The organism is Paraburkholderia sacchari (assembly GCF_000785435.2).
GTDB classification, from domain to species: domain Bacteria; phylum Pseudomonadota; class Gammaproteobacteria; order Burkholderiales; family Burkholderiaceae; genus Paraburkholderia; species Paraburkholderia sacchari.
The window spans coordinates 1,033,373-1,046,137 of the sequence record NZ_JTDB02000001.1 but is presented as its reverse complement, the minus strand read 5'-3'; the positions used below and the strand labels follow the sequence as shown (position 1 = coordinate 1,046,137).

The following is a 12,765-nucleotide window of genomic DNA, read 5'->3' as shown; positions in this document are numbered from 1 at the left end:
TCAAGTGATATATTTCCGAAAGCGTGGGCGCTAACCGGATGCTTATGAACGAACCGAAACGATTGCGCCGCCCGGCGGCGGGCGGCTATGCGCGCGGCGACGAAACGCGCCGCAAGATCATCGAAGCCGCCATCAGCCTGTTTGGGCAGCACGGCTTCGAGGGCGCCTCGACGCGGGACATCGCGGCGCGCGCCGGCGTCAACGCACCGGCGCTGCAGTACTACTTCGAGAACAAGGAAGGGCTTTACCGCGCATGCGCCGAGTCGCTCGCCGACGCCTCGTGGGAGGCCTTCGAGCCCGCCGTGCTGCGCGCCCGCGCGGCGCTCGAGCGCAACGCCGACACCCCAGTGCTCATCGAAGCGTTTCTCGACATCCAGCGCACCGTGGCCGACCGCACTTTCGTGAAGCACTGCGAGCCGGACCAGCGGCTCTTTTTCGCGCGCGAGCAAGGGGGCGGCGAGCCCGAAATCGGCACCGAAGTGCTGCGCGAGCGCGTGCGCATGCCGCTGAACGCAGTGAACTCGGCACTGCTGGCCCGCATCACGGGCCTCGCCGCCGATGATCCACTCACCATCGTGCGCATGTTCAGTCTTTACGGGCAGTTTCTGCTCTTCTACGTTGCGCGCCGCTCGACGCTCACGATGCTCGAATGGAAAGACATCGACGCCGCAAAAGCCGAGTTTCTCAAGGCGAACATCGGCGAGCAAACGCGCGTGTTGCTCGAACACTGGAGCCGGGAGCGCGACGCGCACGGGGCTTGATGCCTGCTCGATGAACACTTTCGCACTCGAGCATCGTCAATTGGCCCGTGCGAAGCGCCTATGCGCGTGCTAGTGTTAAAAACTTGTTCCTCGCGCAACCGGCCCGCCATGTCCCCCGCTACCGCTGTCCTCAGCATTCTCGCCGCCGTCCTGCTCGGCGCGATGAGTCCCGGCCCCAGCTTCGTGATGGTCGCGCGCAACGCGATTGGCCTGTCGCGACGGGACGGCGTCGCCACTGCGTTCGGCATGGGCATCGGCGCGATCTGTTTTGCGGGCATTGCGCTCGCGGGGCTCTACACGCTCCTCTCCACCGTCGCATGGCTCTACGCGGGGCTCAAGATCGCCGGCGGCCTCTACCTCGTCTACATCGCCACGCGCATCTGGCGCGGCGCGGGCCAGCCCGTGACGATGGGCAAAGGCGAGACGCAGGGCACGCGTCCGGGCAAATCGTTCTGGACCGGCCTGACGACCCAGTTGAGCAACCCAAAAACGGCTGTGGCTTACGGCAGCATCTTCGTGGCGCTGCTCCCGCAGCATCCGCCGCTCTGGTGCTATTTCGCGCTGCCGCCACTCGTGTTCGCGATCGAAACCGGCTGGTACACCGTGGTCGCGCTCTGCTTTTCGAGCCAACGCCCACGCGACCTGTATCTGCGCGCGAAGTGCTGGATTGACCGCGTTGCGGCGGGTGCGATCGCTGCGCTCGGCTTGCGGCTGATCCTCAGCGCGGGCCGGCGGGGGCTCTGAAGCGTGGCTAATCCGTGGCGCAGCATGAAGCGCCACGGAGCGACGATGAGCAAAGGAAATTAAATTTCGTTTCCTCACTTGACAATCTACCTTCCAGTAGATAAATTGCAGCCCATGGAAACGAAGTTGACCGTACGCGAGCAGGTGTTGGACCACGCCATCACGTTGATGATGCTGCGGGGCTATAACGGCTTTAGCTACCGCGACCTTTCGGAACTCGTGGGTGTGAAAACGTCCAGCATTCACTATTACTTCCCGTCGAAAGACGACCTCGTGCTCGAAGCGGTGAATCAGTACAGTGGCGAAGTCATGCGCGCCTTGCAGGCAGTGGACCCGGCGCTACCCGCGAACGAGAAGCTCACAAAGTACACGCGCATGTTCGGCAAGACGCTTGGCAACGGCGACCAGATCTGCCTGTGCGGCATGCTGGCCGCCGACATCGGAACGCTGCCCGAGACGGTGCGCGAGGCCGTGCAAGCGTTCTTCCGGGCCAACGAATCGTGGCTCGCGAAGGTGCTGGCGCAAGGCGTAGAGGAAGGCACGCTGGTTGCGCGCGGCAAGCCCGAAAGCGCGGCGCGCACGTTATTCGCGGCACTGCAGGGCAGCGTACTGGCTAGCCGCCTGTTTCATACGAAGGCGCGGCTCGAAGACGTGGAAGCAATGTGGAAAGCCGTTCCCTGATAGAGACAATCAGGGACGATTGGAAATATTTGTGCGAAGGCGGCTTGCCGCCTTTTTGCAGCGCAAGTTATCTATCTATTAGTAGATAACAACAAGGCGGCGATGATCACGCGAGCGCCACGTATGATCGTTATCGTCGCTGTAACGCCGTAGCATCGTTCGTCGCGAAGACACATCCAGTCTGGACGACTAATGATTCAGCCCGAGTCGCACCGACTCACACTGTTTCACGCCGATTCATACCCGCAGCGCTATTTGCTGCAGACCTCACCCAGGAGAGTTCGTCATGTCGATCGAAAAAGTCCTCTACACCGCCGAAGCAACCGCAACCGGTGGCCGCGATGGCCGTGCCGTGGTGCCTGCAAGCCATCTCGACTTCAAGCTCACCACGCCGCGCGAGCTGGGCGGCGCGGGCGGCGACGGCGCCAACCCCGAACAACTGTTTGCGGCTGGTTATAGCGCCTGCTTCATTGGTGCGATGAAGTTTGTCGCTGCGCGCGACAAGATCGCCATGCCGGCCGACGCTTCCATCACCGGCCGCGTGGGCATTGGCGCGATCCCCAACGGGTTCGGCATCGAAGTCGAACTGCGCATCTCCCTGCCGGGCATGGACCGTGCCGCCGCCCAGGCGCTCGTCGACAAGGCCCATATCGTGTGCCCGTATTCGAACGCCACGCGCAACAACATCGACGTCACCCTGACAATCGTTTAACGACGCGCCGGTTATTTTCTCGATTTCCGATCGGAACGCTCGAGCCGCGCACGCCCGCGCGGCTCGAGCGTTTTATTTTCTCGTTATCGGACAAGAAACTCCGGCCCGGCAACCCGCCGATCCACCCTCAGGCAGCCGCGGCATCGTGCGCAAGACCCGCCATCAAGCCGCTCGCGCGCTGGACCTTCGCCTGCACCGCGCGGTCGAGCACTGAACGCCCTTCGGGAAGCGCCAGCGTAAGAAACGCGCGCGCCCGGGTGATGCCGGTATAGACGAGTTCGCGCGTGAGAATCGGACTGTAGGTATCGGGCAGCACGAGCGCCGCGTGCGTAAACTCCGAACCCTGGGACTTGTGGACAGTCAGGGCGAACACGGTCTCGACACCCTGCAAGCGGCTCGGCGACACCCATTTCACGCCGCCCGTACCATCTCCGGCCGGAAACGCCACGCGCAGCACCGGGGGCGCGCCAGCCGCCACCGGCAAATCCAGCGCGATGCCGATATCGCCATTCATCAAGCCCAGCTCGTAATCGTTGTGCGTGACGAGCACTGGCCGGCCCGCGTACCAGTCCCCGAGCGGCTCGATCAGGCCCTCGTCGTGCAGAATCCGCGCGACGCGCCGGTTGAGCCCGTCCACGCCCCATGCGCCGCGCCGCAACGCGCACAGCAGTTGGAACTCGGTGTGCGCCTTCAACACCGCCGCCGCCCATTCGGACAACGCCTCGGGCGACGCACCCGGCGCGGGACGCAATGCGCCCATCGCGAGCAGGTAATGCCGGTAGCCGCGCCGCTGCGCAGCGTTCTCGTGCCGCTCGCGTGCACCTTCACCTTCGTCTGCTGTACCGCTCACGATGCCGTCGACGATCAGCGCGCGCAGCGGTGCATCGTCGTGCGCGGGACAGATGAGCCGTGCAAGATCCGCATAGCCGTGTCGCCAGATCTTCGCCACGCCCGTGGCGTCGCCCACGTTGACGAGTTCGGCAAGCGAGCCGATCCCGCTTTCCGATGCGAAACGGTGGCTCTCGCGCAGCATCGCCACCGCCTGATCGAGCGGCGTGCCGTGCGCGTCGAGCATCGCGGCTTCGATCCGTTCGCCCGTCGCGGCTTCGAGCCACGCGCACGATGCTTGCGTGTAGTGGCCTTCACGCGCGCGGTTGCAGAGTTCGCCCAGCACCGCGCCGGCCTCCACCGAGGCCAATTGGTCCTTGTCGCCGAGCAGGACGAGACGCGCCGTGGGCGGCAAGGCGTCGAGTACGGCCGCCATCATCTCGAGGTCGACCATGGAGGCCTCGTCGATCACCAGCACGTCCACGGGCAGCGGATTACCCGCATCGTGACGAAAGCGCCGGCTGCCCGGTCGCGTGCCGAGCACGCGGTGCAAGGTGGTCACTGTGGTGGGGATCGCGCCGCGCAGCATGGTGGCGTCCACGTGCTGCGTGCCCAATTGCTGCGCGAGCGCCTCGAACGGCAACCGCGCGACGGCGCCGGAGATCGATTCGTTCAGGCGCGCCGCCGCCTTCCCGGTGGGGGCGGCGAGACGAATCCGCAGCGGCCGCCCGCCCTCCGCAGCCTGGCCGAGCGCAAGCGTCTGCAACAGCGCGAGTAATTTCACAACCGTGGTGGTTTTGCCCGTACCAGGACCACCGGTGATGATGCCGAAGGCGCTGCGCGCCGCGAGCGCACAAGCGAGCTTCTGCCAGTCCGCGCCTTTCGCACCGGCGCGGCGCGGCTCGAACAGGATGTCGAGCGCCGTGCGCGCGCGCGATGCGGGCAACCCGGCCTCGAGCCGTGCGCCCAGCGCGAGCCGCGCCTCGATGCCCGCGCGCACGTCCTGCTCGTACTGCCAGTAGCGCCGCAAATAGAGACGCGTGCCGGCGAGCACGAGCGGCGTGTTGCCCTGCCCGCTTCCGACCAGGTCGGGTGCGTCGAGTGCGTTCAGCCACTGCGCGAGCGTCACGCCAGCCAGCACTTCGGCAGGCGGCAGCGGCGGTTCGTCGGTGGGCAACTGCGGACCGTCGGGCGGTAAGGAAAGCGCGAACGCCGGATCATCGAGCGTCGCCTGCAAGTCGAGACAAACATGCCCGCGTCCCAATTGATGACTCGCAAGCGCTGCGGCCAGCAACAAGAGCGGCGGCGCGCCCGGCGCTTCGTCGAGCAGAAAACGGGCAAAGGCGCCGTCGAGCGTGCGCAGCCAGCCGCGCTCGACCCAACGGCCGAGCGTGTCGAGCATCTGCGCCGACGACTCGAATGAGGTTGCGCGTGCACCGATATTGGACTGAGCGGCACTGCGTGCAGGCTCCTCCGCGCTCTCGACCTGCCCCGCATCGAGCGGTTCGTCGAGTTGCGCAAACAGATCGCCAGTCACGCCGATGCCGTCCTTCGGCCCGCGCCCCGCCGTGGTACGTCGCTTCGTCATGCTGCGTCCCCCAGCGCGCCGCGATGTTCGAACAACGCATCGAGTCGCTCGATCAGTTCGCGCGGCGGGCGTTCGCAATGCAGGCCCTGGCTCGGCGAGTGGCCGCCGCGCAGGAACAGGTAGACCGCGCCGCCCACGTGGCGGTCGTAATCGTAGTCGGGCAGGCGCGATTTGAGCAGGCGATGGAGCGCGAACAGATACAGCACGTATTGCAATTCGTAGCGCGAGTGGAGGATTTGCGAGCGCATTTTTGCCGGCGTATAGGAAGCGTCGTCGGGGCCGAGCCAGTTCGATTTGTAATCGGCCACGTAATAGCGGCCCTCGTGGATGAACACGAGGTCGATGAACCCCTTGAGCATGCCATTCAGCCGCGCCGCATCGAGCGGCGGGCGGGCGGCGCCATCCAGCGTCATTGCCGTGACGAGCGCATCGAGTTCCTTCGTGTCCACCTTGTGCACCGCGACCCAAAACTCCATTTCGGCCATATACGACGGCTTATCGAGCGACGAGAGTTCGACGGGCGGCACGGCCTCGCCGTCGATCGGCGGCAAATGCAAAGGCATGCTGATGAATTCCAGCATCCACTGCGTGAGCGTGTCGATCCAGCGATCCCAGCCGCGCACGCTGCAACGGCGCGCGATCATGTCGCGCAAACGCGCCGTGTCGCGGTCTTGCGCGATTTCCGCGAAGCCCTCGTTTGCAACCCACTCCATCAGTTCATGCAGGAAGCTGCCGGCATCCGCGCCGCGCTCGAAACTGTGCATCGACGCAATCCCGGCGGCCTCGTTCACGACAAGGTCGGCATCTTCGTCAATGGGCGCGCTTGCGCCCAGCAGTTCGAGGAACACGTCTTCGCCACGCGTATCGGGGGCCGTGCGCGCCTCCTCTTCTGCACGCGCGGCGTAGGCATCCTGCGCGCCCTCCACTGTCTTCAGGCTCGAGTAGCTCGCGATCCACCAGGGCATGCGCGCGCGGCGCGGGAGCGTGCGAGCTTGCCCGCGCACCTCGTCCGGCCCTTGCAGGACGAACACTTCGTTGCCGGGCTCCGGTGCCTGTGTCACGGCAATGTCCACGCACGATCCACGCAACGTTTCGAGCAGCGTTTCGCTCTGGTCCAATGGCAACGCCGCCCCGCCCCCGACCAGGTAGCCGAACGCGCTGGCCTCCACGCTTTGCACGGGCGCATAGCCGATCCACGTCGCGTAACGCGCGCGCGTGAGCGCGACGTACAGCTTGCGCAGATCCTCGCCAAGCCGCTCACGGTCGGCCTGCACGAGCACGCGCGGGTCCGCTTCCAGCGTGACGTGCAGATCGCCGCTTTCATCGTGCCATTTGAGCGGTACGTCGTCTTCCTTCACGGCGCGATGCGCGCACGCGAACGGCAGAAACACGAGCGGGTACTCGAGCCCCTTCGACTTGTGTATCGTCACCACCTGAACGAGCCCCGCATCGCTTTCGAGGCGCAGTTGGCGCGCGTCGCCTCCGCCGCCAGCGCTTTCGTCTTCGCGCTGCTCGTCGAGATAGCGAATCAGCGCGTGCTCGCCGTCAAGCTGCGTGCTGGCCTGCTGGAGCAATTCGGCCAGATGCAGCAAATTGGTGAGCGCGCGTTCGCCGTTGAGGCCCGAAGCCGCGCTCTGCCCAAGCAGACGCTGCGGCACATGAAAGTCGTTGAGCAAACGCCGCAGCATCGGCAGCACGCCCTTCTTGCGCCACACCTCGCGATAGCCGCGGAATTGCAGCACGCGCGCTTCCCACGCGATTTCGTCGCTGCCGAGCGCATCGAGCTCGCTCCACATGAGGCCCAGCGTTGCTGTTGCCAGCGCGCTGCGCACGAGGCGGCCGTCGTCGGGTTCCGCGCAAGCGCCCAGCCAGTAGCGCAACTCCTCCGCCTGGGGCGTTTGATAAACGGAATCGCGATCGGACAGATAAACGCTGCGCACGCCGCGCAGCGCAAGCGCCTCACGAATTGCACGCGCCTCGTCGCGATTGTTCACGAGCACGGCCATATCGGCGGGCCGCAAGGGCTTCATGCCCTGCTCGCCTTCGAAGCCCGCCGCCTGCGCCTGGCCCAGATTCAGCAGCCGCACCATTTCACTCGCGCAACTTGCGGCCATGCTCGCGAAATATGCCGTCTTGCTCAACGGCTTGCCGTCTTCCGTGGCGGGCAACCACCATATATTGAGCGCCGCAAGCGCGCGGTCGCCCGCAACCAGCTCGTCGGCACGGCCATGCGCGTCCGCCGCGACGAACGGCAGCGCGTTCGTCTCGCCTCGCGCGCCGCGAAACAGAAACGCACCACTGCCTTCCGGACGCAACTCCGCAGCCTCGAAGCAACGGTTAACCGCATCGACCATCGCACGCGTGGAGCGGAAATTTTTCTTCAGCGTATAGAGACGCCCCGCGCACGCGCGCCGCGCACGCAGGTAGGTATAAATGTCGGCGCCGCGAAACGCATAGATCGCTTGCTTGGGATCGCCAATCAAGACGATTGCCGTCTCGCTGCGATTCGCCTCGATGTCGTAGACCGAATCGAAGATCTGGTACTGCACGGGATCGGTGTCCTGAAACTCGTCGATCAGCGCAACCGGATATTGCTTGCGAATGATTTCGGCAAGACGCGGTCCGTTGGGCTTCTTCAACGCAGCAAGCAAACGCGTGAGCAAGTCGTCGAAGCCCATTTGCGAGCGGCGCGTTTCCTCCTGCTCGAAGCGCTGCGCGACCCATCGCGCTGCGTGGCACAGAATCGGCAGCTTCGCCTCGGGGCGCGCAGCGAGCGCCTCGCGCAACGTCTCCATGGCAATGAAACACGAGTGAGCGGGCGGCTCGCCGTCCTTCCAGATTTCGGCAAGCCCGGCTGGCGTGAGGCGCGTCCACACTGCCGCGTCGTCCTTGAAGCCGGGATGGGTGATCGACGGATCGTTCGCCCATTCGCGCAGCTTGTCGAACCACATTTCGCAGTACCGTGTATTCAGCTTCTTCGCGTCGAACTGCTTCTTGGCGCGCGCGGCGGCGATCAGTGCCTGCGCTTCGTCAACGCCAGCTTGCCACGGTGCCTTGAGCGCTTCGAGCGCCTGTTGCGCCCGCTCGCGGGCATCGCGCAACGCCACCTCGGGCGCCGGCGCTTCGGGCAGCAGTTCCGTGTGCGCGAGCAAGCCGCGAATCGCACCATGCAAATCGTCAGGGCTCCCGAACCATGCGCGCACTTCCCCTGCGCCCTGTGCATCGAGCGAAGCCATGAAAGTGCGCCAGTAGTCTCGCACCACCTCGGCCCGCAACTCGGTCTGATCGGTCTCCAGCGTCTGGGAGAAAAGGCTGTCACTGTCGAACGCATGCTCGCTGAGCATGCGATTGCACCAGCCGTGGATCGTCGAAACAGCGGCCTCATCCATCCATTCGGCGGCAAGCTGGAGGCGTCGGGCGCATGCGGGCCACTGTTCTGGCGCGTACTCGTCGCGCAGATCGTGCAACAGGTCGGTACCGGGCGAACGCAGCGCAATATCTTCGGGCAGCGCGCGAAAATACTCGGCCGCTTCGATCAATCGCGCGCGAATACGTTCGCGCAGTTCCTTCGTGGCGGCGTCCGTGAAGGTCACCACGAGAATCTCAGGCGGCGTCAAAGGGCGCATGCCCTCGTGCGCATCCATCGTTTCGTCGTGCCCGCCATGCCCAAGCACGAGCCGCACGTACAGCATCGCAATCGTGAACGTCTTGCCGGTGCCCGCGCTCGCTTCGATCAGGCGGCTGCCATGCAGCGGGAAGCGCAACGGCTCCAGCACGTCGGCGACCATGTCGTCCACCGGTGTCGAATGCGGGGTCATTCGGCTTCTCCAGCGATATCGGCAACCTTCGGCGCGGCGCGCTCCGGCTTCGACGAAGCAAGCGGAGCACGTTGTACCGGCAGCAACAATGACGTTGCTAGCGCAACGAATTCGCCGCTATCCACCAGCCCGTCGAAATCAGCAAACGCCCTGCGCAAGTAGGGATTGGTATCGCGCTCGCCGGCCACGCGCACCGCGCCCTCATACGCCATGCGCGCAGCGTCCCACGCCTCCGGCGGCGGCGCCGCAGACGCCGGATCGAAATCCGCCGGCAGCTTGCGCAGCCACGCAAACGCGGTCTTCACGGCAAGCGGCAACGGCCTGCGCCCGCCTTCGTCCCACGCTGCGAGCAACGCGAGCAGCCACGGGCGCGCAATTTCCGGCGCGACGGGCGCGAACTCCACCACGCCCACCTTGCTCACGATCACCGTGGTCACCGCACCCGCTGCAAGCTGCGCGGCGATATGCGCGACCCAGTAAGCGACGAGACGGTCGCCGCGATATTTGTTGTCCTTCACGAGCGTGCCGGCATCGAGAAGAACGCGCCCTAGTGCGCCGCCCTCGCCTTCGCGCAGGTCGTCGATCCAGTCCTGAAGCACCAACGCGCGGCCATCGACCTGCGCATCGAGCCGAATTTCGTATTGGCGCGCGAGCGCCGTGGGCCAGCGCGCTAGCGCCTTGCGCCACGCGGCGAACAGGTCCTGCATCGGCGCGAGCAGTTCCTCGCCGATGACTTCGCCGAAGCCACCCGCCGCCAGATCGCCGCTGCGATGCATGCGATCGAGCCGCGCGCGCGCCACGGCATCGAGATCTTCCTCACCGCGCTCCATGGCCGTCGTCTGCGCGCGAATCAACTCGCCTTGCAGTTGCCACGCCTGCAAGGCATCCACTTCGAAAGGCTCGTGGTTCTCGCTCGCCTCGTCCTGCATTTCGAGCCCCACGCGCAAGCGTTGACGAAAGAAGCTGCGCACCGGATCGCGCAAGAATTCGCCGAGTTCGCGCACGGTAAGCGGCTCGTCGCGCTCGGACGCGGGCAATGGCGCATCCGCCTGCGCCGCGCCGGCCAGCGGCGCTGGGCGGCTCCATTCGTGCGCATAGGTATAAAGCGTTGCGCTGTTCTGGTCGGCGGGAAAATAGTCGGCGCTGAATGGTTGCAGACGATGCTCGATCGTCAGCGCATCGAGCAGCGTCTGCGGTGCACGATGCGCATCGTCATCGTCGCGCTCATCTTGCTTGTCGTGCTCGAGCCGCCAGCCGGTCTTCAGATGGTCGCGCAACTGGCCGACGAGCACCGAAGGCGGACGCGGCGTGTTATCGGTCACGCTGCGGCCCACCCACGAAATATGCAGATGATCGCGCGCGGAAAGCAGCGCTTCGAGAAACAGATAACGGTCGTCTTCGCGGCGCGAGCGGTCCCCGGGCCGATAGTCGCGCCGCATCAGATCGAAATCGAGCGGCGTGCGGCTGCGTGGATAGTCGCCGTCGTTCATGCCGAGCAGGCAAACGTAGCGAAACGGAATCGCACGCATCGGCATTAGCGTCGCGAACGTCACCGCGCCCGCGAAAAAGCGCTGTGCAAGCCCGCCGCCGTCGAGTTGTCCGAGCCAGTTCTCCGCGACGATCGCGAGCGGCAGCGCACTCGTGAGCGCAGCCTCGCTGCACGCTTCGCGCCACGTTTCCAGCGCGTTGTCGAGACGTTCGAGCGTATAGGCATCCTCGCCTTCGCCCGCCGCGAAGAACGTGGCCTTCAATTCGCGCAGACGCTCGCACCATACGTCCACGGTGGCCGGCTCGCGCAGCGTACGCCATGCGCGATCGAGCGCATCGACAAGGCGCGTAAGCGGCCCGAGCAGCGCAGCGTCGAGCCCGCCGATTTCCGCATACGGCTCGATGCCGCGCCACGTGCCCGAGCGATCGCCCGCCGCGTAGCCGAGCAGCATGCGCCGCAGCCCGAAAGCCCAGCTGTTGGGCGCGCTCGCGTCTTCGCCCTGGGGCAAGCCGAGGCTCGCGCGCTGCTCGCCATGCAGGCCCCAACGAATATTCGCGCCATCGATCCAGTTCCGCAGCGTGGGCACATCTTCGGCGTCGATATCGAAACGCGCGCGCACGGCCGGCACTTCGAGCAGGTCGAGCACGTCGCTGACCGTCACGCGCGCGTGCGGCAGCGAGAGCAGCATTTCCAGCGCACCGATCAGCGGATCGAACGCACGCTGCGCGCGGTCCGCGATGCTGAACGGGATATAGCGCGGGTCGTCGCTATCGACGAGGCCGAACACGGCCTGGATATGCGGCGTGTAGACCTCAATATCGGGCACCATGACGATCACGTCGCGCGGCCGCAAAGCGGGGTCCTCCGCAAACGCCGCCAGCAGCCGGTCGTGCAGGACTTCTACTTCGCGCTGGGCACTGTGCGCGACATGGAAACGAATCGACCCGTCCACTTGCGGATCGACGGCGGGCCAGTGCTCGCGTGTCTCCGCAAGCGGCCGCAGATCGCGTATATCGTCCTGCAATTGCTGGAGCAGCGTGTGCGCATCGCCGCCGTCGAACAGATCGATGCGCTGGCCGATGCGCGTGAAATGCGGCGCGTAGGTCTCGCGCGCTTCGTCGCTGTCGTATTCGTCGAGCAGGCCGATGAAGTCTCGCCCCTGCTTGCCCCACGCCGCCAGCAAGGGCTGCGCGTGCAGATGCAGTTGTGATTCGTCGAGCACCGCGGGCGTGCCCGCACGACGGCGCTGGCGTGCGTGCCGTGCACGCAGCAGATCCTGGTCGGCGACGATGTCGGCCCAGTAATGCATGCATGGGTTGTGCACGCACAGCAGCACCTGGCTCCAGCGTGCGAGCGCCGCAAGCACTTCGAGCGACTGGCGCGGCAGGCTCGAAATGCCGAACACGACGAGGCGCCGCGGCAATCCGCGCGGGCGCGCATCACCCTCCTGCCACGCCTGCGCGCGCTGCATGAAAAGCTCGTGCACGGCGGCGCGGCCCGTGAGCGCCGCCGCGCTGCCTTGCGGTGCATTCGCGCTCACGTCGTCGAGGAGCGCGCGCCAGAGCGCGGCCTGCCAGCGCGCGTCGTCGGCGAGCGGCATGCGGTTGTTGCGCGCGTCGATCACCACGTCGTCGTGCGCGGCCCACGCGGCGAGCCAGTCGGCGCGATAAACCTGATACTGGTCGAACAGATCGGCCACGCGCTGCGCGAGCTGGAAGCACTTGCGCTGCTCTTCGTCGTGCGCCATGAAACGTTTGAGCGGTTCATAGCCGGGCGTATCGAGCAGCGCGGGCAGCATGCGCATGAGACGCCAGACGAGGTGCGACTTGTCGAACGGCGAAACCGGCGGCACCGCGTCCTCGCCCAGCACGGCGCGGTAGACCGCCCAGAGAAAGCGCGACGGCAGCGACATTTCGAGCGCGGCCGCAATGCCGCAACCGCCGTCCTCGGGATCGGCCGCAAAGGCGAGCTTGAGCCATTGCGCGATGCCGTTGCTCTGCACCAGCAGCATTTCCTTTTCGAGCGGCGCGATCGGGTGCTGGCTGATCCATTGCACGATCAGGTCGCGCAGCCGCTCGGGCTCGTTGCCGTGGACGAGCATCAGCCCCGCGGGCAATTCGCGCGCGCTCAAACGCGGCCTCCGT

The 12,765-nt window shown here is 65.8% G+C and carries 7 protein-coding genes; 4 read left to right on the top strand and 3 right to left on the bottom strand.

Annotation, left to right across the window (positions count from 1 at the left end; translation table 11 throughout):
- Positions 1-44 precede the first annotated feature (44 nt).
- The 4 genes from NH14_RS04645 to NH14_RS04630 all read left to right on the top strand — a co-directional run bounded on the left by NH14_RS04645 (position 45) and on the right by NH14_RS04630 (position 2,898).
- Positions 45-761, top strand: a complete 717-nt coding sequence (locus NH14_RS04645) for a CerR family C-terminal domain-containing protein (RefSeq protein WP_035521173.1) — start codon at positions 45-47, stop codon at positions 759-761.
- Positions 762-869: 108 nt separating this feature from the next.
- On the top strand, positions 870-1,505 hold the full coding sequence (locus NH14_RS04640) for a LysE family translocator (RefSeq protein ID WP_035521174.1): 636 nt from the start codon (positions 870-872) through the stop codon (positions 1,503-1,505).
- Between the two features lie 114 nt (positions 1,506-1,619).
- A complete protein-coding gene (locus NH14_RS04635; protein ID WP_035521176.1) occupies positions 1,620-2,186 on the top strand; it encodes a TetR/AcrR family transcriptional regulator in 567 nt (188 codons plus the stop codon).
- A 286-nt stretch (positions 2,187-2,472) separates the two neighbouring features.
- Positions 2,473-2,898: an organic hydroperoxide resistance protein gene (locus tag NH14_RS04630; protein WP_035521178.1), complete on the top strand. Its 426-nt coding sequence runs from the start codon at positions 2,473-2,475 to the stop codon at positions 2,896-2,898.
- 127 nt (positions 2,899-3,025) lie between these two features.
- On the opposite strand, the gene recD is transcribed toward NH14_RS04630, so the two are convergent.
- From recD to recC, 3 genes are read right to left on the bottom strand one after another with little or no spacing between them, the layout of a single operon-like run.
- Positions 3,026-5,314, bottom strand: coding sequence for an exodeoxyribonuclease V subunit alpha (recD, locus tag NH14_RS04625; protein ID WP_237179512.1), 2,289 nt, complete (start codon positions 5,312-5,314; stop codon positions 3,026-3,028).
- The gene (gene recB / locus NH14_RS04620; RefSeq protein WP_052147731.1) at positions 5,311-9,132 is read right to left on the bottom strand and encodes an exodeoxyribonuclease V subunit beta; all 3,822 of its coding nucleotides are present in this window, start codon (positions 9,130-9,132) and stop codon (positions 5,311-5,313) included. The genes recD and recB overlap by 4 nt, the downstream gene beginning before the upstream one ends.
- Entirely contained in the window at positions 9,129-12,752 is a 3,624-nt protein-coding gene (gene recC / locus NH14_RS04615; protein ID WP_237179511.1) for an exodeoxyribonuclease V subunit gamma, read from the bottom strand. The genes recB and recC overlap by 4 nt, the downstream gene beginning before the upstream one ends.
- Positions 12,753-12,765: the final 13 nt, after the last annotated feature.